This is a genomic window from Microbacterium sp. CGR1 (assembly GCF_051062835.1).
Lineage (GTDB): Bacteria > Actinomycetota > Actinomycetes > Actinomycetales > Microbacteriaceae > Microbacterium.
Window position 1 is genome coordinate 404,625 of the sequence record NZ_JAOTPG010000002.1, and the last position, 24,176, is coordinate 428,800.

Sequence of the window (24,176 nt, forward strand, 5' to 3'; positions counted from 1 at the left end):
TGTCGCGGCGTCGGCTCAGCGCAGCGCCTTGGCCTCGATGAAGGCGCGGAGCTCGTGCTCGTCATCCGCCATCTCGGTCGTGCTCTGCGGGGCATCGAGCATCGCACGAAGCTCGGAGGAGTACTCGAGTTCGACGCCGATCGCCTCACGGATCGTCTCGGCGAACTTCTGCGGCTTCGCGGTCTCGAGCACGAGCATCGGCACGCCGGGCTCGAGGTACTCGCGAGCGACCTTGACGCCGTCGGCAGTGTGCGGATCGATGATGTCGCCCGAGGCGTCGTACACCGCCTTGATGGTCGCGAGCCGGTCGCCGTGAGTGGAGGTTCCGCTGACGATTCCGAATTCCTCGACGAAGCGCTCGAGGTCTGCGGTGAAGTCGAAGTACCCCTGCGTGTCGAGCTCCTGCCACGCGCTCACCACGCGAGCGGCATCACGGCCGACCAGCTCGAAGATGAAGCGCTCGAGGTTCGACGCCTTCGAGATGTCCATGGACGGGCTCGAGGTGGCCAGGGTCTGCGCCGCGCTGCGCGGACGGTAGACGCCGGTGCGGAAGAACTCATCGAGGACGTTGTTCTCGTTGGCGGCGAGCACCAGGCGACGGATCGGAAGACCCATCTGCTTCGCGAAGAATCCCGAGAGGATGTTGCCGAAGTTGCCCGACGGCACCGTGAAGGAGACCTCGGTCCAGCCACCGGCATCCGTCGCACGCAGCCACGCCCAGAAGTAGTACACGACCTGGGCTGTGATGCGGGCGAGGTTGATGGAGTTGACGGCGCCGAGGTGCTGGGCGCGCTTGAAGTCCAGGTCGCCCGCGAGATGCTTGACGAGGTTCTGGCAGTCGTCGAAGACGCCGTCGACCACGATGTTGTGGATGTTCTCGTCGTCGAGCGAGAACATCTGCGCCCGCTGGAAAGCGCTCATGCGGCCCTTCGGGGAGAGCATGAAGACCGAGATGCGGTCTTTGCCGCGGAGGGCGTGCTCAGCGGCGGAGCCGGTGTCACCGGAGGTCGCACCGAGGATGTTCAGCACAGAGCCCTTGCGCTCCAGCGCGTACTCGACGACCTGGCCGAGGAACTGCATGGCCATGTCCTTGAACGCCAGAGTCGGGCCCTCGGAGAGCCCCACGAGCGTGAGATCGTCGCCGATCGAGCGCAGCGGCACGACCTCTTCGGGGAACGGCTCGTACGCCGCCTCCGTCATGCGCGCGAGATCCGCACGGGGGATGTCGGTGGCGAAGAGCGCCAGCACCTCCGTCGCGAGCTGCGGGTATGTGAGTGCGCGCCAGCGCTCGAGCGTCTCGCCGTCGACCGTGGGCATCGTCTCGGGAACGGCCAGGCCCCCGTCGGGGGCGAGCCCCTCGAGCAGAGTCTCGCAGTACGGCAGCGGCTGCATGCCGCCTCGGGTGGAGATGTACTGCACTGGTGCTCCTCGGATCGGAATCGGCACGGGACTTCCATTGTCGCAGGTGGCCGGGAGGTCATTTCGCGAACTGCCCTGCCCCGCGGTCAGAACAGGGATGCGGGAAGCGCACCCTCATGCTCGAGCAGCCAGCGCTTGGTCACGAGCCCCTGACCGGGGGCACCGCCGGAGTACCCTCCCAGCCCGTCGCCGGCGACGACGCGATGACAGGGCACGATGATCGGCACCGGATTGGCGCCCATGATCGCGCCGATACCCCTCGCGGGAACCTCGGTGCCGCTGCGCCGTGCGAGCCCGCCGTAGGTGAGCGTCTCTCCGTGACCGACCGTCTCGTAGAGCGCCATCAGCACCGCGCGGGTGGTGTCGGTCTGTCTGCCGAGATCGACAGGCAGGTCGAAATTCCGCAGCGCGCCGTCGAAGTACGCGGTCAGCTGCGCGAGCGCTTCTGCGAGCAGCGAGTCCGGCTCGGCATCCGTCTCCGGCGGCGGGTCAGACCGCCAGGTGACCCTCCGGATCGCCATCCCGTCGCTGACCACGCCGATCTCGCCGATGGGAGACAGCACGGTTCCGAACGAGGGCATGGCGAGAGAGTACCGCGCACCGGGACAGCTCTTCAGACCTAGCGCAAGGTGACGTGCGGAGGCAATGGTATTCCGCTTCCGGTTCTCACCTCTTAGCGTGGAGCCCATCAACAGAATCAGGAGCCCTCATGACTGCGAAGACCCATACCGCGCATGACCACCAGCCCGTAGAAGGCCAGGCTCCCGCGAAAGCGCAGGCGCCTGTCGAGCCCCTGTACGAACGCGTCGACCTCGACCGCTACGTCGTGCTCCAGGAAGGCCCCGTCGGCTACGTCGAACACGTGCATCCGGTGTTCGTCTGCTACGTCGGGCACCCGTATCAGCAGGCTGACGAGGTGGCTCAGGTGCACGACTTCCATGACGCGGTGACGACAGTCCTGCACCGCGCCGTCGCGACTCGGCGCGCTCTGTGAGCCACGACGTCTGGCCCGGTTCGCCGTACCCCCTCGGGGCGACCTTCGACGGACAGGGCACGAACTTCGCGCTGTTCAGCGAAGGAGCCGAGAAGGTCGAGCTGTGCCTCTTCGACGACGACGGCACCGAAGAGCGCGTGCTCCTCGAGGAGGTCGACGCGTTCGTGTGGCACGGCTACCTGCCGTCGGTCCAGCCCGGCCAGCTCTACGGGTACCGCGTGCACGGACCGTACGAGCCCACGCAGGGTCAGCGGTTCAACCCGAACAAGCTCCTCCTCGACCCGTATGCCAAGTCGGTGGCCGGGCGCATCGACTGGGGCCAGCCCCTCTTCGGGTACGACTTCGGCGACCCCGACTCGCGCAACGACGAGGACTCGGCCGCCACGATGGTCAAGGGCGTCGTCATCAACCCGTTCTTCGAGTGGGCCGGCGACCGGCTTCCGAAGACGCCGTACGCGCAGACCGTCATCTACGAGGCGCACGTCAAGGGCCTCACCGAGCTGCACCCCGACGTTCCGGAGGAGCTGCGCGGCACCTATGCGGCGATCGCGCATCCGTCGGTCATCGAGCACCTCGTGCATCTGGGGATCACCGCGATCGAGCTGATGCCGGTGCACCAGTTCGTGTACGACTCCACCCTGCTGGAGAAGGGCCTGACGAACTACTGGGGCTACAACACCCTCGCGTTCTTCGCTCCGCACAACGACTATGCGGCCACCGGACAGCACGGTCAGCAGGTGCAGGAATTCAAGGCGATGGTGCGCGCTCTGCACGCCGCGGGCATCGAGGTCATCCTCGACGTGGTCTACAACCACACCGCCGAGGGCAACCACATGGGCCCGATGCTCTCGATGCGAGGCATCGACAACGAGGCCTATTACCGCCTCGAAGAAGACCGCCGCTACTACACCGACTACACGGGCACGGGGAACAGCCTCAACGCCGGCAACCCGCACGCACTGCAGCTGATCATGGACTCGCTGCGCTACTGGGTCACCGAGATGCACGTCGACGGCTTCCGCTTCGATCTCGCGTCGACCCTCGCACGCGAGTTCTACGACGTCGATCGACTCGCGGCGTTCTTCGAGCTCGTGCAGCAGGATCCGATCGTCTCCCAGGTGAAGCTCATCGCCGAGCCGTGGGACGTCGGACCCGGCGGATACCAGGTGGGCAACTTCCCTCCGCAGTGGACCGAGTGGAACGGCAAGTATCGCGACACCGTGCGCGACTTCTGGAGAGGAGAGCCCCAGGCTCTCGGCGAGTTCGCCTCGCGACTGACGGGCTCCGCCGACCTCTACGAGCACTCCGGCCGGCGCCCGGTGGCATCCATCAACTTCGTCACGGCACACGACGGCTTCACGCTGCGCGACCTGGTCTCGTACAACGAGAAGCACAACGACGCGAACGGCGAGGACAACAACGACGGGGAATCGCACAACCGCTCCGAGAACAACGGAGTGGAGGGCCCGACCGACGACGAGGCGGTGAACCGCATCCGTGCCAGGCAGCAGCGCAACTTCCTGGCGACACTGCTGCTGTCGCAGGGTGTGCCGATGATCGCGCACGGCGATGAGCTCGGCCGCACCCAGGACGGCAACAACAACGGCTACGCGCAGGACAACGAGCTGACCTGGGTCGACTGGGATGCTGCTGATAGACCGCTGATCGAGTTCACCGCCGCCGTCGCCAGGCTCCGCCGCGCGCATCCGACCTTCCGGCGCAGCCGCTTCTTCGACGGGCGCCCGGTGCGCTCCGAAGACGGCGAGCGCGTGCCCGACGTGGTCTGGCTCCGCCCCGACGGACGTCGGATGGAACCGGAGGACTGGGACTCGGGCTTCGGCCTCGCGATCGGCATGTTCCTCAACGGGCAAGGCATCCGGGAGAAGGACCGCCGCGGCCGGCCGGTCGCGGATCAGAACTTCCTGATCTATTTCCACAGCGGGGCGGAGGCGATCGATGCCGTGCTTCCGGACGACCGGCACGGACGCGCTTGGGAGGTGGCGATCGACACCGCTTCCGACCGGGCGGGTGGCACACCCCTCGACGCGGGAGCGGCCGTGACGCTCGAAGCACACTCCCTGCTGGTGCTGCGCGAGGTCGACCAGACCGAGGTGCCGACGGATGACTCCGTCGAGGCCTCCTTGCGCATCCAGACCGAGCGCGCCGAGACGCCCTCGCCCGCACCGAGTCCGGAGCTGCCTCGATGACCCGTCGCCCTCTCTCGACCTATCGACTCCAGATCAGGGCTGGATTCACGCTCGACGACGCCGCAGCGGTCACGGGCTACCTGGCCGACCTCGGCGTCTCGTGGGCCTACCTGTCGCCGCTGCTCGCGGCAGTGCCCGGGTCCGATCACGGGTACGACGTCGTCGACCACTCCCGGGTCGACGATGCCCGCGGCGGGCCCGAGGGCCTGGAGCGCTTCGCCGCCGCCGCACGCACGGCGGACCTCGGCATCCTGGTCGACATCGTCCCGAACCATGTCGGGGTCGCGCTCCCCCGCGCCAACCCCTGGTGGTGGGACATGCTGCGGCTCGGTCGCGCATCGCGGCACGCGGTGGCCTTCGACGTCGACAAGAGGGTGTCAGAGGGTCGGGTGCGACTGCCGATCCTGGGGTCCACGCCCGCCGAGGCCCTCGCCGCAGGAGAGATCGTGATCGACACGACCCCGGCGGAGGATGCCCCCGACGGGACGCTGAGCTACTTCGATCACGTGCTGCCGCTGGCCCCGGGGACGGGTGCTCTGGCCGGAGACCTTCCTGCACTGCTCGACGCCCAGAACTACGAGCTGCGGTTCTGGGAGGACCAGAACACCGACCTCGACTATCGCCGCTTCTTCGCCGTCTCGGAGCTCGCGGGCATCCGCGTCGAGCTTCCGGATGTGTTCGAGGAGTCGCACCGGGAGATCGCCCGGTGGATCACCGACGGACTCGCAGACGGCCTGCGGGTGGACCACCCGGACGGACTGGCGCACCCCGGCGACTATCTGGAGCATCTCGCCGACGTGACCGGCGCCGCCTACACCCTGGTCGAGAAGATCCTCGAGCCCGGCGAGGAACTGCCCGCCTGGTGGCGCACCGACGGCACGACCGGCTACGACGCTCTGGTCGAGATCGATCGGGTGCTGATCGACCCGTCGGGAGTCGACGAGCTCGATGCGCTCGACGTCCGGTTGCGCACCGAGACCGGTCTGCCGGTCGCGCAGTCGTGGCACGACCTGATCCTCACCACCAAGCGGAAGGTCGCGGACGAGCTGCTGCAGTCCGAGATCCGCCGACTGGTGCGCGCGCTGCCGTTCGGCATCGTCGGGGCGGAGGATGCTCTGACCGAGATCATCGCGAGCTTCCCGGTGTACCGGGCGTATCTGCCGACGGGGCGCGAACACCTGCAGCACGCGATCGATGACGCCGCCGGCCGACGGCCCGATCTCGCCGAGTCGATCGCCGAGCTCGCACCGCTGCTCTTCGACACGACGCTCGAGGTGGCGGAGCGGTTCCCGCAGGTCACCGGAGCGGTGATGGCGAAGGGCGTGGAGGACACCGCGTTCTACCGCTTCACCCGGCTGGGCACGCTGACAGAGGTCGGTGGCGACCCCTCGATCGGCTCGATCTCGGTCGATGCGTTCCATGACGCCCAGCGTTCGCGACTCGCCTCGTGGCCGCACTCGATGACCACGCTCTCGACGCACGACACGAAGCGCTCCGAGGACGTCCGGGCTCGACTGTCGGTGCTCGCCGAGGTCCCGGAACGCTGGTCCGAGACTCTGACGGAACTCCGCGCGGTCGCCTCGACCGGACACGGCCCTCTCGACGCCCTGCTCTGGCAGGCGGTCGTGGGAGCGTGGCCCGTGTCGACCGAACGACTGACCGCTTATGGCCTGAAGGCCGCTCGCGAAGCTGCCGAAGCGACCGGATGGCAGCACCCGGACGCCGAGTTCGAGAAGGGCGTCACGGCGATCGCTGAGGCCGCCAACGGACCGGCGCGCGAGATCGTCGAGCGCTTCGTGAACGAGATCGTCACTCCCGGCCGCATCAACTCGCTGTCCGCGAAGCTGCTCCAGCTCGCGGCGCCCGGCGTTCCCGACGTCTATCAGGGCACCGAGCTGTGGGACCACTCGCTGGTCGACCCCGACAACCGTCGACCGATCGACTTCGCCGAGCGATCCGCGCTGCTGCGCCTCCTCGACGAGGACGCAGCCCGAGGCATCCTCCCTCCGATCGACGACTCCGGACTCGCGAAGATGCTCATCACCTCGAGGACCCTGCGCCTGCGCCGCGACCACGCCGATCTCTTCCGCGGCTACCGGCCCGGTGCGATCGCAGGGGAGGCGGCCGACCATGCGATCGCCTTCGATCGCGGCGGTGTGCTCGCGGTGGCCACTCGACTGCCGGTCGGTCTCGAACGTCGAGGCGGCTGGGGAGACACCGTGCTGATGCGCCCCGACCTCGCCTCCGTCGACGTGCTGACGGGGCGACGCGTAGACGGAGGTCCGGTCCTGCTGGCGGAGCTGCTCGACACCTATCCGGTCGCGCTCCTCGTGGAGGAGCGATGATCTCGGTCTGGGCACCGCGCGCGAACACCGTGCGGCTGCGGCGTCTGACCCCCGCGTGCGTGCTGATCTCCGAGCACGACATGACGAAGACCTCGGCGGAACCGGGTTGGTGGAGCAGTGACGTCCCGATGTCCGAGGGCGAGCGCTACGGCTTCCTGCTCGACGGGAGCGATGAGCTCCGACCCGACCCCCGGTCTCGGCGACAGCCGCGCGGTGTGCACGGACCCTCCGCTCTGTTCGACGCCTCGCGTTTCGAGTGGACCGACACGAGCTGGACGGGGCGGCCTCTCGCCGGTGCAGTCATCTACGAGCTGCACGTGGGCACGTTCACTGCCGAAGGCACGCTCGACGCGCTGATCGGGCGCCTCGACCACCTCGTCGGGCTCGGGATCACGCACATCGAGCTGCTCCCGGTCAACGCGTTCAGCGGCACCTGGAACTGGGGCTATGACGGAGTCCTCTGGTACGCCGTGCACGAGGCCTACGGCGGCCCTGCCGGATATCAGCGCCTCGTGGATGCCGCACACGCCCGCGGCCTCGCGGTGATCCAGGACGTGGTCTACAACCACCTGGGCCCGAGCGGCAACTACCTGCCCGAGTTCGGACCCTACCTGCGCGACGGCGAGCACACCTCCTGGGGTGAATCGGTGAACATCGACGAGCCTGCGGTGCGCGAGTACATCATCGAGAACGCCCTGATGTGGCTACGCGACTTCCACGTCGACGGACTGCGACTCGACGCGGTGCACGCGCTCCACGACGAGCGCACTCCGCACATCCTGCAGGAGCTCTCTGAACGCGTCGACGCGCTCTCCGCCCAGCTCGAGCGACCGCTCAGCCTGATCGCGGAGTCCGATCTGAACGACCCGACGCTCATCCTGCCCCGCGATACCGGCGGGTACGGACTCACAGCGCAGTGGTCGGACGACTGGCATCACGCGGTCCATGTGGCCCTCACCGGTGAGACCGACGGCTACTACGCGGACTTCGCCGCACCGGACGCCGTGGCCAAAGTGTCGCAGGGCGGCTTCTTCCACGACGGTACGTACTCGTCGTTCCGCGGACGCCCGCACGGTGCTCCCCTGCCCGCGGACGTGCCCGCCTGGCGCCTCGTCACTTTCGCACAGGACCACGACCAGATCGGCAACCGCGCCGCGGGCGACCGCCTCGCAGCCTCACTGTCGCCCGGGCGCCTGGCCGTCGCCGCTGTGCTCACCCTGACCGCCCCGGGAACGCCCATGCTGTTCATGGGCGAGGAATGGGCCGCATCGACGCCCTGGCAGTTCTTCACGTCGCACAAGGAGCGGGAGCTGGCCAGAGCCACCGCCGAGGGACGCATCGCCGAGTTCGCGCGCATGGGCTGGGACCCGGCGCTCGTGCCCGATCCACAGGATCCGGCGACGTTCGAGCGCTCGCACCTCGACTGGACCGAGCTCGGCGACGAGCCGCACGCCGAGCTGCTCGACCTGTACCGCCGGCTGATCTCACTGCGGCAGGAGCGCGCCGAGCTCACTGATCCCGACATGGCGCACACGATCGTCACCGTCTCGCATCGCGATGCGGCTCCGGATGCCCGTGCGTACCGTATCGACCGCGGACACCTCTCGGTGCTCGTCAACCTCACCGCAGACGAGGTCGAGTTCGATCTGGAACCGGATGCCAGGGTGCTGCTGGAGACCGCGCCCGGCCGGATCATGGCCCGGACGATCTTCGTCCTCCCGGAGTCGGCCGTGATCGTCGGTCCGGCCGACTGATCGGCCTCACCTCCCGACGAGCACCTTCGCGAAGCAGAGCGAGAGATCGCTTTTCACATAGTGCCCGTAGAGCGGGATCGGCGCATACCCCTCGCGCTCGTAGAAGCGCACGGCATCGGGCTGGGCTGTGCCGGTCTCGAGCACCAGGCGTCGGATGCCGAGCCCGTCGGCCTCCCGCTCGAGAGCGCTGAGCATCGCGGCGGCCGCCCCGGTGCCGCGTGCCTGCGGGGTGGCGTACATGCGCTTGATCTCCGCGACGCCTTCTCCCAGCACATCGTCATCGAGCACCCGCAGTCCACCGCACACGATCGCCTCTGCGTGCGCGTCGCGCGCGATCAGGAAGACCGGCACGTCATCCGCCGAACGGATGACGCCAGGCTCGTGATCGTCGCTGCCGTATCGGGCGTCGAGCTCGACCCGCTGCGCCGCGCGCAGCCGCTCGGCATCCGGGTGCGTCCAGGCCACGCGCTCGATCGTCACACTCGTCATCCGTCGTTCTCCCTCGGTTCTGTGTCCGTCCGCAGAGCCACGGTACCGAGGTGGGATTTCGGCGGTGTTGCCGATGACCAGTACAGGTTTCGCTGAGTTCAGGTTTTTCTGTACTGTGGTGATGTGACTCTCACGGCCTCCCCCACCCACACCGCGGCCGTCGCCCGGCTGGGGCACGCCCTGTCGGACCCGACGCGCGCCTCGATTCTGCTGGCGCTCCGTGAGGACCCCGCGTATCCCTCCGACCTCGCCGAGCATCTCGGCGTCAGTCGGCAGCTGCTGTCGAACCATCTCGCCTGTCTGCGTGGATGCGGTCTCGTCGAGAGCATCCAGGACGGCCGGCGCAGCCGATATCAGCTCGCGGATCCGCACCTCGTCCCGGCACTCGACGCGCTGCTGCAGGTCGTGCTGATCGTCGAGCCCGACTGCTGCGACGGCGAAGGGTGCACCTGCTGATGACCACCGTCACTCCGACCCCGGCCCGTCGGACGACGCTGCACCGTCGCATCCGGCTCATCGTGGCATTCACGATCGTCTACAACGTGATCGAGGCGGTCGTCGCGATCACGGCAGGGTCCCTCGCGTCCTCCGCCGCGCTCATCGGCTTCGGCCTCGACTCGAGCATCGAGGTACTGTCCGCCGCGGCGGTCGCCTGGCAGTTCACCCGCCGCGACCCCGAGCGGTGGGAGAAGCCGACGCTGCGGGTGATCGCCGTCGCCTTCTTCGCCCTCGCGATCTACGTCATCGCGTCCTCCGCGCTCTCTCTGCTCAGCGGCGACCGCCCCGCGCACAGCACCGTCGGTCTCGTCCTGACTGCGCTGAGCGTCGTCATCATGCCCCTCGTCTCCCTTGCAGAACGACGAGCAGGACACGAGATCGGCTCGGCCACAGCGGTCGCCGATTCGAAGCAGACGCTGATCTGCACCTACCTGTCGGCCGCCGTGCTGATCGGTCTCGCGCTCAACAGCCTGTTCGGCTGGTGGTGGGCGGATGCCGTCGCGGGACTCGTCATCGCGATCTTCGCGGTGCGAGAAGGCGTGGAGGCGTGGAAGGGCGACGCGTGCGCCACCTCGGTGGGCATGATCCTCGAGGACGGACATGACCAGGAGCACGACCACGATCACGACCGCTGACGCCGCGATTCGCGGTGACTTTCGACGGCCGCGTCACGATTCCCGCATCCCCGGGTCTTGCTTGTGAGACCTGAAGCGAGCCTGGGGGGCATGTGCTCGCTCCACGTCTTGGGCCGCACTCTCCCCTTTCTGAGCGGCTCGCGGGTGGGGCATCTCCCACGGCCTCACCCGCACTCCCCCTCGCTCACGCTATGAGGCGATGAGGCGTGAGGCTCAGATCCAGCCGCGCTCCTCGGCGAGCAGCACGGCCTGCTGCCGGGTTCCGACCGACAGCTTCGCGAGCACGGCCGAGATGTGATTGCGCACCGTCCCGGGGGCGAGCGACAGTGCCTTCGCGATCTGCCCGGTCGTCTGACCACGGCGCCCGGCACGCAGCACGTCGAGCTCGCGGTCGGTGAGCGGGGATCGTTCGTCGCTCAGCGCGTCGGCCGCGATCTCCGGATCGACATACCGCGCGCCCGCTGCGACCCTGCGGATCACGTCGGCGACCTGATCGGCGCCGCGGGACTTCGGCAAGAAGCCGGAGACGCCGGAGGCGAGAGCCCGGCGCAGCACGCCGGGGCGGGCGTGCCTCGTCACCACGACGCACCGGGTGGCGATCGCCCTGTTCAGCCTCTCGGCCACTTCGACGCCGTCGAGTCCCGGCATCTCGAGGTCGAGCAGGCACACGTCCGGGGACAGCCGCAGAGCCTCGGCGAGCGCCTGCTCTCCGTCTTCGCACTCGGCGACGACCTCGATGTCGCCCTCGAGTCGCAGCAGGGCCGCAAGCGCGGAACGGATCATCCCCTCATCATCGGCGAGAAGCACCCGGATCATCGCGACCCTCCTCGGTCGACGGACGCGCCGTCGTGCGCGGGCACCGTGACCACGACGGCGAAGTCACCGCCCTCATCATGGATCTCCAGAGTGCCGCCGGCCTCGGCGATGCGACGCCTGACTCCGTCGAGCCCCGAGCCGACCGGTTCGCTCGCAGCATCGGCATCCACGTCGTTCGCCACCACGTATCGCCACCCCTCCGGCACTCTCTTCAGCGTGAGCCGTGCATGACGTCCGGCACCGTGTCGCAGGACGTTGGTGGTCGTCTCACGGATCACAGGCCCGAGTGCGGATGCGGGTGCATCGTCGGCGTCCGCCGCGATCTCCGCCTCCACCGAGAGGCCCGCGGCGCTGAGGAGGTCGCGCGCGTTCGCCACCTCGTCACCCAATGGCACCGAGCGGAAGCGGGTGGCGAGATCGCGCGTGCCCTGCCGCGCCTCGTCGACGCTCACACGGGCGGCCTGCAGCTGCTCGAGCGCCGCATCGGGATCGAGCCCCATCAGTCGCTCAGCCAGTTCGAGCTGCAGCGCGATCACCTGCAGGTGGTGCCCTTGCAGGTCATGCACGTCGGTGGCGACGCGAAGTCGTTCCTGGGTCGCAGCGAGCCTCGACTCGGAGGCGCGCGCCCGGTCGAGCGTGACCAGGACATCCCACCACCACAGGGAGCTCACCGACATCGCCGGGATCAGGATCGTGTACAGAGCGGGTAGCCAGCCCGGAGCACCCGGTTCCATGGCACCGCGGGCCCCGTCGATGAACGCCAGGCAGAAGAGCAGCACGGTCGCGAGGACCACGATCCGCACCCGCACGCCCTTCGGCCAGTTGAGCAGCACGACCGACTGCGTGATCGGCATGAGCGCGAGCAGCCAGCTGTCGGTCACGAAGCCCGCCAGCGCGCCATAGGCGGCGGCGATCAGCAGCGGAAAAGCGATGCGCGTCCAGGGAATCCCCGGGTCGGCGTCGACGCGGTGCCGATACGCCCACAGCAGGATGGCGGTCGACAGCCACCAGACGATGCCCCCGACGCCGACGACCACCGGCGCGGTCGCGTCACCCGGCGAGGCGAACGCCTCGAGCGTCCACACCAGCACCAGGAAGAGTTCGAGGAACACGACGGCCGAGAACGTGTACCACCAGGTCGCGGTGATGCCGCGAGCCAGCTGGCGGGCTCCGAGCGACGGGTCGCCAGGAGGCTCGACCAGCGGGGATGTGCTCTGCATGCCCCCACGATACGGGCGTGACAGATGTCACGGATGCCGCGGGTGAACCACCCGGAAACGAGTGACGCCCCGACACTGCCGCCGGGAGCGGAGGCGCGATGGACTGGATACATCGCGGCGGAGACACCGGCGCTCAGACCATAGGAGCAATCCAATGAACCTCATCGAGACCTTCCAGGGCTTCGTCGCCCAGGTTCCCGAACTCGTCCAGCCGCTCATCGTCGCCCTCGCAGGTGCCATTCCCTTCATCGAGGGTGAGGGTGCTGTCTCGATCGGCATCATCGGCGGCATCCACCCCGTCGTCGCCGCCATCGCGGCGATCGTGGGCAACTTCCTCTGCGTCGCCGTGCTCGTGATCGCGAGCTCGGGTGCGCGCACCGCGATCGTGAACCGCAACCGCAGCCGTGAGGCCGTGCTGGCCGGAACGAGTGGCGGCGCCGTCGAGTCGATCCCCGCGGAGTCCGAGCGAGGCGGAGCACGCAAGGAGAAGTTCCAGCGGGCGTTCGAGCGCTACGGCGTTCCCGGAGTGAGCCTCCTGGGACCGCTGCTGCTCCCCACCCAGTTCACCGCCACGATGCTCGCCGCCGCCGGCGTGGGCAAGGTCCGCATCCTGATCTGGCAGGCGGTCGCCATCATCGGCTGGACCACGATCGTCGCCGTGATCGTCGGCAGCGCGGTCTACGCGATCCGCTGATCGGGCAGCGCGCAGCGGAGCAGACGCACACAGCGCCCGGAGCACGGCAGCGGGTGGTCACCGATCGGTGACCACCCGCTGCCGTATGTGTGACCGTCAGTGGCGTCGGGCGCTCGACCGACGCTTCAGCGAGATCGCGGTCGCGAGACCACCGCCGACGATCAGCACGGCCGCGAGAGCCAGGAAGCCCGACCCGTCGCCGCCGCCCGTGAGGGCCAGCTCGCCGGGAGCCGTGACAGACGCGGGCGTGCGGCTCGGGTTCGGCGTCGGGGTCGGCGTGGGTGTCGGCTCGACGACCGGAACCGGATTCGCGATGTTGGTGAGCGTGAGTACCACACCCGCCGCTGCTCCGGGCGTCACCTCGTAGGTGCCGTCGCCGGCATCGACGACTCCGTCGCCGGAGATCGTCCACGTTCCCCAGATCACTCCCTGGATGACGGGGAGATCGATCTCCTCGATCACGAAGGTCGATCCGAGAGGAGCACGATCGCTGACGACCGGCTGTCCGACGGGGACGACCATCGTCTGGGCCGGGGCGTCGGAGCCCTTGATCGAGTAACGCACGGTGTACGTCGCGGCCTGCGCCGCGGCCGCCTGCGGTCCGGTCAACGTCTTCGAGATCGAGAAGCTCGTGTAGGTCACGCCGGTGCCGTCGCCGCCGCCCGACTCGGTGATGGTGTGTGTGGCCGAGGTCGCGACGGTGTCGACGACTGCGCGGTTGCCGAAGACGTCACCCTTCACCACAGGGCCGTCGGCCTGCGTGTAATAGAGCAGCTCATAGGCGAACCCGCCTGCCGGCAGGCCTGAGGCCGTGAACTCGAACGACTGCCCGTCGGCGGAGAAGACGATCTGATACTTCGACGGATCGACGATGCTCCACTTCCCGACCTGCACCCCGTTCTCGACGGCGCGCTGACTCAATCGCACCTCGCCGGTGTAGTGGTGATCGGCGAGACCCGCGTCGAGAGTGTCCGTGATCGTGAAGGCGCCGTCGCTCGCGAACCCGCTCGGAACTCCGACGACCCACTTGAGCCGTCCGTCGGTCGCCGTCTCGCCGCCGTACTTGTAGGGCTCGGCCTGCTCTGTCGGGTCGACGGGAACGATTCCCCCGTCACCCGGCAGGTCGACGATCTCGACCGTGTCGCCGAGGTCGAACTCGACCGTCTCGTTCGTCGTGGACTGCGAGGCCCGCGCCTGCATCCAGAAGGTCCCCCCGACGTCCTCCTTGCCGTTCACGGCCTCGGTCAGCGTGCACACCATGTCCGGACCCTGTCCTGCCGCGACGACGCAGTTCGCCATGAGCTCGCCGGTCGCGGGGTCGCTGATCGTGAACGTCCCCGCCGCCAAACGGCTGAACTCCGCCGGAAGCGTCATGCCGAAGGTCTCGCCCGCCTGGGCCCCTGCCGGGACCTTCCACTCGCCAGAGATCCGCACGGTGTCCCACTGATCCAGCGGGCCACCGCCGTTCTGGTTCTCGAGCGACACGTCGCCGATCGCTCCGGGGTATGTCACTGTCGGTGCCGCCGCGGCCGGCAGAGCGGCCCCCAGCATCCCGACCACGCCGATGATCATCCCCACGATCATCGCGACGGCACCCCGGCCTCGCAGCGTCTTCTTCTCCCCGTCGATCGCCTTGTCTCGGCCGATCGCCTTTCCGTACACGCGCACGGCAGTGTTCTCCCCAGTCATCGTCATCCCCAGTCCGATTTCGAGTCGCTCCCAGTCGCGACTCATCTAAGAGATCAGAGAAAGGCGATCTGATTACGCCGTTACCGGAATACAACACCGATATACCGGCACAGCGGGTGACCGGAGAGGGGCGGAACCGGGGCTCCTCAGCGCACCGCGCCCGCCGTCAGACCGCCGACGAGCCAGCGCTGGAAGAACACAGCAGCGGCGAAGACGGGGATCACGCCGATGAACGACGCGGCCGCGATCTTGCCGAAGTGCGGCGTGCGGTCGCCGTAGAACAGGGACAGCGCCACGGGGAACGTCTGCGCGTCCACGCTCTGCGTGAGGAAGGTCGCGAGCAGGAACTCGTTGTAGTTGAGGATCGCGACGATGATCCCGATCGCGACGAGACTCGGCAGCAGCAGAGGAACGACGACGGACCACAGCATCCGCAGCGTCCCCGCACCGTCGATGCGCGCCGCCTCCTCGATCTCCACCGGCAGCCGACGGATGAATCCCTCCAGCAGCCAGACGGCCACCGGCACGTTCACGAGCGCGTACACGAGTGTGAGGCCGAGGAGGGTGTTGTTGAGCCCGACCGATCGCAGAAGAGTGAGCAGCGGCACCACGGCGACGATCGGCGGGAGGAGCCATGGGCTCATCAGGGTCGCGCCCAGAGTGCGCCCGCCGGCGTTGTGACGCACGATGGCCCAGGCGCCGGGAACGGCGATGAGCAGAGAGACGACGGCGCCGCCGATCGCGGCCGCGAGGGAGTTCAGGATCGACCGAGGGATGTCGGTCGACAGCACATCACCCCAGTTCTCCCAGTGCGGAGCGGCGCTCCACAGGACTCCCGAGACCGTCTCGTCGCGCCCCATCAGCGACACGGAGAACAGGTAGGCCAACGGGACGAGGGTCACGGCGAGCGCCACGAAGAGCACGCTGCTCGCGACGGGCCTCGGACGGGTGCGCCGCTCAGTCATGTCGCGCCTTTCGTGCGAAGGCCGCCACCACGAGGGTCACTGCGGTGACGATGACCGCGAACACGAGGGTGATCGCGGATGCCCGACCGATGTCGAACTCCTTGAGAGCGACCTGCTGGATGAGGTAGGTGGTGACGGTCGACGCCTGACCGGGTCCACCCGAGGTCATCACGAACACGAGATCGAAGACCTTCAACGCGATGACGAGCCGGATGAAGAGCGCGGCGATCACCGTGCCCGCGATCGCCGGCCACGTGATGTGCCGGAACAGTCCGGCTCCATGGGCACCGTCGAGGGATGCCGCCTCGCGCACGGACGGGTCCTGCGTGAGCAGCGCGGCGTAGACGAGGATCACGATCAGAGGGGTCCACTGCCAGACGTCGGCGAGACCGATCGCGGGGAGCGCCCACGCTGTCGTCGACAGCGGCGCGAGCGACAGGCCGGGCAGCACGGTCGCGAGCAGTCCGCCACCGGGGTTGAACACGAGCTTCCACAGCGTGCCGACCACCACGGGCGGTGTGATCAGCGGGAGCAGGAGCAGCGTGCGCACGACGGCGCCCGCTCGGGTCGCACGTTCCAAGGCGACGGCTATCGCGACGCCGAGCACGACGCTGATGACGGCCACGGCGACGGCATACGTGACCGTCCGCGCGAACGACGCGACGACGTCGGCATCCGCCAGGATCGTCTCGAGGTTCGCCGTCCCGACCCACTCCTGGAACGGCCGCCCGAGTGTCGAGTCGGTGAAGGCCGCCGCGAGGATGAACACGAGCGGGTACGCACCGAGCACGACGATCGACAGGATCGTCGGCGCGGTCAGGAATCGTGCTGCGCCCGGCCGCGCGGGACCGCCCGCCCGTCGCGGCACTCGGCCGGACGTGCGGGCGGTGCGCACGCGGATCGCGGAGGCGTCAGCCAAGGATCTCTTCCCACTCGGCCTGGACGCGGTCGAGGGTCTCCTGCGCGGTGCCACCGTCGCCGGCGATGAGCTTCGCCAGCTCGTCGGTGAGGATCTGCGCGGCCTGCGAGGCGTTCTCGCCCGTGGGCCAGGCGAGCGATCCGCTCAGCGTCGTGCGGTTGACCCGCTGCAGGTCGGGGTAGGTCTCGCCGTAGGCCTCGCTCTCGAGCGACGACTCGCGGTTCGGGTCGATGCCGGTCTGCGGGTCGGCGACGATCAGCTCGGAGTTGACCTCGCTGGACGCGGCGTACTCGATGAAGGCCTTCGCGAGGTCGGTCTTCTCGGTGTTCGCCGCGATGACCCAGGTGAAGCCGGCCACCAGCGATGCACGAGCTTCGGTGTTGTCTCCACCGACGGGAAGCGTCGTCACACCCCACTTGCCCGCGACCTTCGAGTCGGGGTTCGTCTCCGAACCGACCCCGAGGTCGGTCCAGTTCTCGATGAAGCCGACCTTGCCGTCGTACCAGGCGCCATTGCCGACGCCGAAGTCGGTCTCGGCGGCCGTCGGGAAGGCGTAGGGCACGGCATCCACCAGCGCCTCCGCGGCGGCGACAGCCTCCGGGGAGTTGATCGTGGGCTTGCCGTCCTCATCGACGAACTCGCCGCCGAATCCTGCCAGGCGGTTCGCGTAGGCGGCGCCGAGGATCAGCGGCGACTTCTGGCCGAAGATCGCGGATCCGTAGACGCCCTGATCGCCCTCGTTCTCGGTGATCGTCTTCACATCGGCGAGGTACTCGTCCCAGGTCGCCGGCGGCTCGGTGATGCCGTTCCGCTCGAGGATCTCCTTGTTGTAGAAGAGCACGTGGGTGTCGCCGTCGAAGGGCAGACCGTAGCGGCGGTCGCCGACCAGCGTGTACGGGTCGTTGATCGAGGGGATGAAGTCGTCCTCCTCGAGCGAGGGGGTGTCGGCGATCCAGTCGGTGAGGTCCTGGATGGAGCCGCCTTCGGCGAGGTCGCCGATCGAGACGTACCAGGGAGCCGCGACGTCGAACGTGTTGGCACCCGACTGCTGATCGAGGGCGAGGGTCGAGCCGATCTCGTCGTAGGGCACGATCGTGAGATTGACCTCGGCGCCGGTCTCCTCTTCGAAGTGCTCCTTGAGCCAGTTTCCTGCACCCTCGTGCGATGTGATGAGCAGCGCGTTCAGGGTCTGGCCCGAGAAGTCGCCGTCTGCGCCTTCGCCACCGGACTCGGGAGCCTGCGCGGCGCAGCCGGCGATCAGGAACGTCGCGGTCGTCAGGGCGGCAGCACCGAGAAGGAGGCGGCGTCGGCCGCTGCTCGGAAGGAAGGACATGGGGGCTCCTCAGGCGTCGGGTCGGGGAAGCGATCGGCGCTCAGGCTAGGAGGCCCGTGCCGCCGCTCGCATCGCCGGCGTAACAGTTCGTCGTCGTGCGACGCGCGAAGTCATCCGGCGCAACATCGCTCGGCTCAAGTGGCTATGGTCGCGAAGTCCCTACCCTCCAGAGGAGCGCCGTGCCCAGCCGCATCATCCTGAACGCCTTCGACATGACGTGCGTGACGCACCAGGCCCCTGGGCTCTGGCGGCACCCCGACAACCAGGCCGATCGCTATCACGACCTCGACTACTGGGTGGATGTCGCCAAGACGCTGGAGCGCGGCAGATTCGACGCGATCTTCATCGCCGACGTGCTCGGCACCTACGACGTCTACCGCGACTCGGCGGCCACCGCGCTCGGCGATGCGACGCAGGTCCCCCTCGGCGACCCGGTCGTGCAGATCTCGGCGATGGCGCACGCGACCGAGCACCTCGGATTCGGTGTGACGGTCGCCACGACCTACGAGCAGCCGTACGCGCTCGCCCGCCGCTTCTCGACGCTCGACCATTTCACGCGCGGACGAGTCGGATGGAACGTCGTCACCAGCTACCTCGACTCCGCGGCCCGCAACCTCGGGCTCGACACACTGATCGCCCACGACGACCGCTATGAGATCGCCGAGGAGTTCCTCGACGTGACGTACAAGCTGTGGGAGGGCTCCTGGGAGGACGGTGCGGTGCTGCGCGACCGCGAGGCCGGCGTCTTCGCCGATGCAGCGCGGGTGCATCCGATCGGCCACGAGGGCCGGCACTACCGCGTTCCCGGCATCCATCTCGCCGAGCCCAGTCCGCAGCGCACCCCCGTGATGTTCCAGGCGGGCGCATCGCCCCGCGGGCGCCAGTTCGCCGCGAAGCACGGCGAGGCGATCTTCATCAACGGTCTGCGCCCCGAGTCGACGCGGCCTGTGACGGATGACATCCGTGACCGGGCCGAGGCGCTCGGCCGCCCGCGCGGCTCGGTCAAGATCCTCACGCTCGTGACGGTCGTCGTCGCCGCGACCGACGAGGAGGCCCAGGCGAAGCTCGAGGACTACCGCGGCTACGTCTCCGTCGAGGGCGCGCTGGCGCTCTACGCCGGGTGGACGGGCCTGGACCTCTCGCAGTACGACTCCGACGTGCCGCTGGAGTACGTCGACACGGACGCAGGGCGATCCGCCCTGTCGGTGTTCACCAAGGCCGATCCGGATCGCAAGTGGACCCCGCGGGACATCGCGCACTACGTCGGAATCGGCGGTATCGGCCCCGTCATCGTCGGAGGCCCGCAGACGGTCGCCGACGAGCTGGAGCGCTGGGTCGAGGTCGGCGGCGTCGACGGCTTCAACATCGCCTACGTCGTGACCCCCGGATCGTTCGAGGACATCGTCGAGCACCTCGTGCCCGAGCTCCGCCGCCGCGGACGCACCTGGGACGACTATCCCGAGGGCACGCTCCGCGGGCGGCTCTCGGGCGACGGCTCCCCCGTCGTGCCCGAGTGGCACCCCGCGCACGCGTATCGCGGCGCCTATGTCGGTGGCGCATCCGCCCTCGACGGCACGCTCGGCGGCCCGCTGGTGGATGCCGCGGCTGAGCCCCCCGGCGGCGCCGCCGACGTCGACGAACTGACCGCACTCACCGAGAAGGAGGACGCCCGATGAGCGTCATCGCAGAGACCACCAACCGCAGCCGCTGGACGGGCACCGCGGATGCCGCCGAGCGCGCGCACTGGCGCGGAGTCGCCGAGCGCGTCGCCGCCGAGCTCGCCACCGACGCCCTGCAACGCGACCGGGCGAATGACGACCCGACGGTCGAGCTCGACCTCCTGCGCGACGCGGGACTCGTGACGCTGCTGCAGCCCGCCGAGTTCGGCGGCGGCGGAGCGCACTGGGAGACGGCGTTCCTCGTCATCCGCATCCTGTCGCGTGCCGACGCGTCGGTCGCGCAGGTCCTCGCGTACCACTACATCAACTCGGGCAACATCGGCTTCGCCGCCGACCCGACGGTGCAGGAGGCCTGGCACCGCAAGACCACCGAGGGGCGCTGGGTCTGGGGTGACTCCGTGAACCCGACCGACCCCGATCTCGAGCTGACCGCAGACGGCGATGGATACCGGCTGAACGGCCTCAAGCGCTTCTCGACCGGCGCATCGGCCGGAGACGTGGTGCTGGCTGCGGCGCTCGTCCGCGGCGGCGAGCGCGACGGCCAGGTGCTGTTCGTCGTGCTCGACCACGACCGCGACGGCATCCGCTATCTCGGCGACTGGGATGCGCTCGGGCAGCGCCTGTCGGCGAGCGGCTCCGTGCACTTCGAGGACGTGCGCGTGTCCGCTGAGGATGTGCTCGGCGAACTCGGTGACGAACCGTTCTCGACGCTGATCACCCCCGGCATCCAGCTCGCCTTCGGCAACCTGTATCTCGGCATCGCCGAGGGGGCGCTCGCGCGCGGACTCGACCTCGTGCGGGCACGGCCCCGCGCCTGGTTCCTCAGCCAGGCCGACTCGTACCGCGACGACCCGTTCGTGCAGCGCGTCGTCGGCGAGTTCGCCTCTCGCATCGCGGCCGTGGAGGCGCTGGCGGACCGCGCCGGCCGCCTCTTCGATGAGGTCGTGGATGAGGGAGACGCCGTCACGGCCGAGCGTCGCGGAGAACTGGCGATCGAGATCGCCAAGGTCAAGGTCGTCTCGACCGAGATCGGCATCGAGGTCGCGAACCGGATCTTCGAGATCACCGGCTCCAGCTCCGCCCGCGCTGATGTGGGACTCGACCTGTTCTGGAGGAACGTCCGCACGCACTCGCTGCACGATCCGATCGATTACAAGAAGCTCGAGGTCGGCGCCTGGACGCTGAACGGCGAGCTGCAGCCGATCTCGCTGTACACCTGATGGGCGCGCAGACGCAGCGGCTCCGGGCCGCCCTCGACCGGTTCCGTCCGCTGTTCGACGAGATCGCGGCTGGCACGGTCACCCGGGAGCAGAGCCACGAGCTGCCGTTCGTCGAGGTCGAGAAGCTGCGGGATGCCGGCTTCGGCAGGCTTCGACTGCCGGTCGCGGACGGCGGATTCGGGCTCGACTGGCCGTCGTTCGCCGAGGTGCTCATCGAGCTCGCCACCGCGGACTCGAACCTCCCTCAGATCTTCCGGGGGCACATCGCCTACGTCGAGCACGTGCTGGCGTCATCCCCGGGTGAGCGACGCTCGCTGTGGATCGACCGACTCGCCGCCGGCGAACTCGTCGGCAATGCCTGGTCGGAGAACGGGGCGGCGGCGGTCGGCACGAACGCGACGCGGGTGACCCGGCGACCGGACGGCACATGGAGAGTCGACGGACGCAAGTTCTACACGACCGGCAGCATCTTCTCGGAGTGGATCGACGCGACCGTCGACCTCGACGGCGAGACGGTCACGGCCCTCATCCGGCGGCACCAGGAGGGCGTCGCGGTCTCGGACGACTGGGACGGCTTCGGGCAGCCGCTGACGGGAACGGGCACGGCCGTCTTCACCGACGCGAGCGTCGACGAGGACGACGTCGAGCCGTTCACCTCGCGGTTCCCGTATCAGACGGCCGTCTACCAGCTCACGCTGCTGTCGGTGCTCGCCGGGATCGCGGCGGCGATCGAACGCGACACCGTCGCGCAGGTGCGCGCGCGCACCCGCACCTACAGTCACGGGAGCGCGAACCGAGTGGCCGATGACCCTCAGGTGCTCCAGATCGTCGGCGAGCTGACGGCGACGAGGGCGACGGCCAGGGCGCTCGTGCTCGACGTCTCCCGCGCGGTGCAGCATGCCGCCGACGTGCTCGGCACGCCGGAGACGGAGGATGCGGTCGTCGCGGCCGAGCTCGGGTCGTCGCACGCGCAGATCGTGCTCACTGAGCTGGTCCCCCGTGCGGCCTCGCGGCTGTTCGACACGCTCGGTGCCTCCGCCGTACGGTCCGGCACCGCGCTCGATCGCCACTGGCGCAACGCCCGCACTGTCGCCTCTCACAATCCGTGGATCTTCAAGGCCCGCCAGCTCGGCGATCACGCGGTGAACGGTCGGACGCCGGACTTCGTCTGGGCAGTCGGCGAGTCGAAGGCTCCTGCGGCGAGCGCTCTGCCCGTCTGACCGCGCAGTGATATATGAAAATTAATACTTTAGAGTAGATGCGCGGACGTTCGTCCTGTCGACGGGCGCCGCGTGCGATGCCGCTTGGTGCGCACTCGACGACATCCGACGCGGAGGCCCCCATGCCCGTACCCACATCGTCGAAGCCCGAGCTCAAGCGCCGACTGTTGAAGGACGAGGCGTACGACGCCATCCGTGACGCGATCATGGACGGCTCCTTCCAGCCGGGCGAGCACCTCGAAGACGTCGCCCTGCAGGAGTGGCTGGGCATCTCGCGCACTCCCATCCGCGATGCGCTGATGAACCTGCAGCGAGACGGCCTCGTCGAGATCGTTCCCCAGGCGCACACGAAGGTCGTCGACGCGCACCCCGAGGTCGTCGAAGCCAACATCCAGACGCTCGGCGTCGTACTCGGCGGTGTCGTGCGCGTCACTGTGCCGACCCTCGAACCGGCGGCGAACCCCGCGCTGCGCGCAGTGATCGAGGCGGCCCGCGACGCGGTCACCGCACACGATCGACGCGGGCACATGAACGCGGCGCTCGAGGTGTACCGCGCGATCATCGGACTGTGCCCGAACACCGTGCTCAAAGGGGTGGCCATCGAGACCGTCGCACGACTGACGTTCCAGGTGCAGCTCACGATCGACTCGCGTGAGCCGAACTGGGACCTCCTCGGCGACTGCTGGCAGCGGTTCGACGCCGCGATCACCGCCCAAGACCCGATCGCAGCCGAGCTGGCCTTCGAGGAGATGCACCGCCTGCCGCTCCCCTACGACACGCAGTGGGCTCCGGCCACCTGGGCGACGAAGTAGCCGCCGGCCCCGTCGGCGTCGGCGTCGGTCTCATTCGTTCTACCCGTCGACCACCGCGCATTCGCGGGCCTCTTCACCGCCCGACCTGGACGTGAGGCGACACCGGGTCAGGTCGTCGGCGTCGACTCAAGGGTGACGACGAGCTTCTGCGCGGACACGCCGACGCGAAGCGTGTCGATCGCTCGCTGAACCGCGGGGAGCCCCTCCCCCACGATGCGGGCCGTCGGATAGGCACGATGACGGCCCGATTCGAGGGCTGCGCCGAGGTAGTCTCCCCAGACGGCGGGGCCGACGGGAGACGTCGCGATCGCGCTCCCCCAGATGAACGAGGCTCGGATCCCTCGGGCACGGCTGCGCAGTTGCAGCATCGCCGTTCGCGTTCCCAGGCGCAGGAACAGGCGCATCCGGCTCAGGGAGAAGCCGCGCCTGCGGGGCTGTTCGTAGAAGGACACCGGAGGGCTCGCCATCGCGATCCGCGTGGCGCCGATCGCGCGCGCGATACGCAGACAGGGTTCTGCCGACCCGACTGCGACGGCGAGGACGCCTGCGACGACGGCCCCGTTCACCGCCTCGACGATCCGGTCGACCACCTCGGGGTCGCGGTAGTCGAATGCGGCCTCTGCGCCGAGTTGGCTCATCCGATCGTGATTACGGACGGATGCCGTCGTGATGACACGGTAGCCGGCTGCTCGAGCAAGTTGGATCGCGTTGCCGCCGACAGCGGTCGCACCGCCCCACACCACGACGATCTCGTCGCGTGGCTCGGGGTTCCCGAGGCTGGCGTAGCTCAGATCGAGTTGCTCGCTCTCGAAGAGCCCGGCAGCTGCCGTGGACACCGCCAGGGGCAGCACGACAGCATCCTCGAAAGCCATGGCGTCCGGCAGAGCGGCGGCAAGGCCCGCATCGACAGCGACGTAGGCCTGGAACCCGCTCTCGGCGATCGCATCCCTGCCCTTCTCCAAGCCGATCGCATACGCGACGATGCGATCGCCGACGGAGAAGTCGGCCACCTCGGCGCCGACCCCGACGACGGTGCCCGCGACATCCTCTCCGAGGATCACCGGATAGTGCAGCCACCCGTACATGACGGCGCCGTTGGACTGGATGATCGCATCGAGAGGATTCACTGCGACCGCGCGCACCTCGACGAGCAGCTGACCGGGATCGATCCTGGGCATCGGTGCGTCTCGGACCACCAGGTCGGCGTAGGGGGAATCGATCCATGCCGCGGTGTTGTCGTTCATACTCGTCCGTTCTTCGCGTTCGAT

The 24,176-nt window shown here is 68.7% G+C and carries 21 protein-coding genes; 11 read left to right on the top strand and 10 right to left on the bottom strand.

The genetic code is table 11. From position 1 onward, the window contains the following. Positions 1-15: 15 nt before the first annotated feature. Entirely contained in the window at positions 16-1,419 is a 1,404-nt protein-coding gene (gene thrC, locus OD997_RS16895) for a threonine synthase (protein ID WP_434332719.1), read from the bottom strand. An 86-nt stretch (positions 1,420-1,505) separates the two neighbouring features. Next, a complete protein-coding gene (locus tag OD997_RS16900; protein WP_434332720.1) occupies positions 1,506-2,000 on the bottom strand; it encodes a methylated-DNA--[protein]-cysteine S-methyltransferase in 495 nt (164 codons plus the stop codon). Between the two features lie 128 nt (positions 2,001-2,128). Here OD997_RS16900 and OD997_RS16905 point away from each other — a divergent pair, with 128 nt between their 5' ends. From OD997_RS16905 to treZ, 4 genes are read left to right on the top strand one after another with little or no spacing between them, the layout of a single operon-like run. Continuing rightward, complete coding sequence (locus tag OD997_RS16905; RefSeq protein WP_259160348.1) at positions 2,129-2,413, top strand: hypothetical protein; 285 nt, start codon at positions 2,129-2,131, stop codon at positions 2,411-2,413. Beyond that, positions 2,410-4,620, top strand: coding sequence for a glycogen debranching protein GlgX (gene glgX, locus OD997_RS16910; protein WP_434332721.1), 2,211 nt, complete (start codon positions 2,410-2,412; stop codon positions 4,618-4,620). The genes OD997_RS16905 and glgX overlap by 4 nt, the downstream gene beginning before the upstream one ends. Continuing rightward, positions 4,617-6,965 carry a malto-oligosyltrehalose synthase gene (treY, locus tag OD997_RS16915; protein ID WP_434332722.1) on the top strand — a complete coding sequence of 783 codons (2,349 nt, stop codon included), beginning with the start codon at positions 4,617-4,619 and terminating at the stop codon, positions 6,963-6,965. Before glgX ends, treY begins: the two co-directional genes overlap by 4 nt. After that, on the top strand, positions 6,962-8,719 hold the full coding sequence (gene treZ, locus OD997_RS16920) for a malto-oligosyltrehalose trehalohydrolase (protein ID WP_434332723.1): 1,758 nt from the start codon (positions 6,962-6,964) through the stop codon (positions 8,717-8,719). Before treY ends, treZ begins: the two co-directional genes overlap by 4 nt. A gap of 6 nt (positions 8,720-8,725) precedes the next feature. On the opposite strand, the gene OD997_RS16925 is transcribed toward treZ, so the two are convergent. Next, the gene (locus OD997_RS16925; protein WP_434332724.1) at positions 8,726-9,208 is read right to left on the bottom strand and encodes a GNAT family N-acetyltransferase; all 483 of its coding nucleotides are present in this window, start codon (positions 9,206-9,208) and stop codon (positions 8,726-8,728) included. Positions 9,209-9,331: 123 nt separating this feature from the next. On the opposite strand from OD997_RS16925, the gene OD997_RS16930 reads away from it, so the two are divergent. Then, positions 9,332-9,664 carry an ArsR/SmtB family transcription factor gene (locus OD997_RS16930; protein ID WP_434332725.1) on the top strand — a complete coding sequence of 111 codons (333 nt, stop codon included), beginning with the start codon at positions 9,332-9,334 and terminating at the stop codon, positions 9,662-9,664. Beyond that, positions 9,664-10,341: a cation diffusion facilitator family transporter gene (locus tag OD997_RS16935; protein ID WP_434332726.1), complete on the top strand. Its 678-nt coding sequence runs from the start codon at positions 9,664-9,666 to the stop codon at positions 10,339-10,341. The genes OD997_RS16930 and OD997_RS16935 overlap by 1 nt, the downstream gene beginning before the upstream one ends. A 213-nt stretch (positions 10,342-10,554) precedes the next feature. Here OD997_RS16935 and OD997_RS16940 read toward each other — a convergent pair whose 3' ends face one another. After that, entirely contained in the window at positions 10,555-11,157 is a 603-nt protein-coding gene (locus tag OD997_RS16940) for a response regulator (RefSeq protein ID WP_434332727.1), read from the bottom strand. Continuing rightward, the gene (locus OD997_RS16945; RefSeq protein ID WP_434332728.1) at positions 11,154-12,377 is read right to left on the bottom strand and encodes a sensor histidine kinase; all 1,224 of its coding nucleotides are present in this window, start codon (positions 12,375-12,377) and stop codon (positions 11,154-11,156) included. The genes OD997_RS16940 and OD997_RS16945 overlap by 4 nt, the downstream gene beginning before the upstream one ends. 154 nt (positions 12,378-12,531) lie before the next feature. Here OD997_RS16945 and OD997_RS16950 point away from each other — a divergent pair, with 154 nt between their 5' ends. Continuing rightward, complete coding sequence (locus OD997_RS16950) at positions 12,532-13,071, top strand: small multidrug efflux protein (RefSeq protein WP_434332729.1); 540 nt, start codon at positions 12,532-12,534, stop codon at positions 13,069-13,071. A 96-nt stretch (positions 13,072-13,167) separates the two neighbouring features. On the opposite strand, the gene OD997_RS16955 is transcribed toward OD997_RS16950, so the two are convergent. The 4 genes from OD997_RS16955 to OD997_RS16970 form a co-directional block, all read right to left on the bottom strand. Beyond that, complete coding sequence (locus tag OD997_RS16955; RefSeq protein ID WP_434332730.1) at positions 13,168-14,760, bottom strand: Ig-like domain-containing protein; 1,593 nt, start codon at positions 14,758-14,760, stop codon at positions 13,168-13,170. Positions 14,761-14,906: 146 nt separating this feature from the next. Beyond that, positions 14,907-15,725, bottom strand: coding sequence for a carbohydrate ABC transporter permease (locus OD997_RS16960; protein WP_434332731.1), 819 nt, complete (start codon positions 15,723-15,725; stop codon positions 14,907-14,909). Beyond that, positions 15,718-16,644 (bottom strand): carbohydrate ABC transporter permease, encoded by a 927-nt coding sequence (locus OD997_RS16965; RefSeq protein ID WP_434332732.1) that lies wholly within the window; start codon positions 16,642-16,644, stop codon positions 15,718-15,720. The genes OD997_RS16960 and OD997_RS16965 overlap by 8 nt, the downstream gene beginning before the upstream one ends. Then, positions 16,637-17,977, bottom strand: a complete 1,341-nt coding sequence (locus tag OD997_RS16970) for an ABC transporter substrate-binding protein (protein ID WP_434332733.1) — start codon at positions 17,975-17,977, stop codon at positions 16,637-16,639. The genes OD997_RS16965 and OD997_RS16970 overlap by 8 nt, the downstream gene beginning before the upstream one ends. Positions 17,978-18,156: 179 nt before the next feature. Here OD997_RS16970 and OD997_RS16975 point away from each other — a divergent pair, with 179 nt between their 5' ends. The 4 genes from OD997_RS16975 to OD997_RS16990 all read left to right on the top strand — a co-directional run bounded on the left by OD997_RS16975 (position 18,157) and on the right by OD997_RS16990 (position 22,908). After that, positions 18,157-19,653, top strand: coding sequence for an LLM class flavin-dependent oxidoreductase (locus OD997_RS16975; protein WP_434332734.1), 1,497 nt, complete (start codon positions 18,157-18,159; stop codon positions 19,651-19,653). After that, entirely contained in the window at positions 19,650-20,876 is a 1,227-nt protein-coding gene (locus OD997_RS16980) for an acyl-CoA dehydrogenase family protein (RefSeq protein WP_434332735.1), read from the top strand. The genes OD997_RS16975 and OD997_RS16980 overlap by 4 nt, the downstream gene beginning before the upstream one ends. Next, entirely contained in the window at positions 20,876-22,096 is a 1,221-nt protein-coding gene (locus OD997_RS16985) for an acyl-CoA dehydrogenase family protein (RefSeq protein WP_434332736.1), read from the top strand. The genes OD997_RS16980 and OD997_RS16985 overlap by 1 nt, the downstream gene beginning before the upstream one ends. 122 nt (positions 22,097-22,218) lie before the next feature. After that, on the top strand, positions 22,219-22,908 hold the full coding sequence (locus OD997_RS16990; RefSeq protein ID WP_434332737.1) for a GntR family transcriptional regulator: 690 nt from the start codon (positions 22,219-22,221) through the stop codon (positions 22,906-22,908). Positions 22,909-23,015: 107 nt separating this feature from the next. On the opposite strand, the gene OD997_RS16995 is transcribed toward OD997_RS16990, so the two are convergent. After that, entirely contained in the window at positions 23,016-24,152 is a 1,137-nt protein-coding gene (locus OD997_RS16995; RefSeq protein WP_434332738.1) for a zinc-binding alcohol dehydrogenase family protein, read from the bottom strand. Positions 24,153-24,176: the final 24 nt, after the last annotated feature.

What these genes read in the sequence shown, in the direction of transcription:
- OD997_RS16900 (WP_434332720.1), bottom strand. Translation starts at nt 2,000, where the DNA reads ATGCCCTCGTTCGGAACCGTGCTGTCTCCCATCGGCGAGATCGGCGTG.
- OD997_RS16905 (WP_259160348.1), top strand. Translation starts at nt 2,129, where the DNA reads ATGACTGCGAAGACCCATACCGCGCATGACCACCAGCCCGTAGAAGGC.
- treY (WP_434332722.1), top strand. Translation starts at nt 4,617, where the DNA reads ATGACCCGTCGCCCTCTCTCGACCTATCGACTCCAGATCAGGGCTGGA.
- treZ (WP_434332723.1), top strand. Translation starts at nt 6,962, where the DNA reads ATGATCTCGGTCTGGGCACCGCGCGCGAACACCGTGCGGCTGCGGCGT.
- OD997_RS16925 (WP_434332724.1), bottom strand. Translation starts at nt 9,208, where the DNA reads ATGACGAGTGTGACGATCGAGCGCGTGGCCTGGACGCACCCGGATGCC.
- OD997_RS16935 (WP_434332726.1), top strand. Translation starts at nt 9,664, where the DNA reads ATGACCACCGTCACTCCGACCCCGGCCCGTCGGACGACGCTGCACCGT.
- OD997_RS16940 (WP_434332727.1), bottom strand. Translation starts at nt 11,157, where the DNA reads ATGATCCGGGTGCTTCTCGCCGATGATGAGGGGATGATCCGTTCCGCG.
- OD997_RS16945 (WP_434332728.1), bottom strand. Translation starts at nt 12,377, where the DNA reads ATGCAGAGCACATCCCCGCTGGTCGAGCCTCCTGGCGACCCGTCGCTC.
- OD997_RS16950 (WP_434332729.1), top strand. Translation starts at nt 12,532, where the DNA reads ATGAACCTCATCGAGACCTTCCAGGGCTTCGTCGCCCAGGTTCCCGAA.
- OD997_RS16955 (WP_434332730.1), bottom strand. Translation starts at nt 14,760, where the DNA reads ATGACTGGGGAGAACACTGCCGTGCGCGTGTACGGAAAGGCGATCGGC.
- OD997_RS16960 (WP_434332731.1), bottom strand. Translation starts at nt 15,725, where the DNA reads ATGACTGAGCGGCGCACCCGTCCGAGGCCCGTCGCGAGCAGCGTGCTC.
- OD997_RS16970 (WP_434332733.1), bottom strand. Translation starts at nt 17,977, where the DNA reads ATGTCCTTCCTTCCGAGCAGCGGCCGACGCCGCCTCCTTCTCGGTGCT.
- OD997_RS16980 (WP_434332735.1), top strand. Translation starts at nt 19,650, where the DNA reads ATGAGCGTCATCGCAGAGACCACCAACCGCAGCCGCTGGACGGGCACC.
- OD997_RS16985 (WP_434332736.1), top strand. Translation starts at nt 20,876, where the DNA reads ATGGGCGCGCAGACGCAGCGGCTCCGGGCCGCCCTCGACCGGTTCCGT.
- OD997_RS16990 (WP_434332737.1), top strand. Translation starts at nt 22,219, where the DNA reads ATGCCCGTACCCACATCGTCGAAGCCCGAGCTCAAGCGCCGACTGTTG.
- OD997_RS16995 (WP_434332738.1), bottom strand. Translation starts at nt 24,152, where the DNA reads ATGAACGACAACACCGCGGCATGGATCGATTCCCCCTACGCCGACCTG.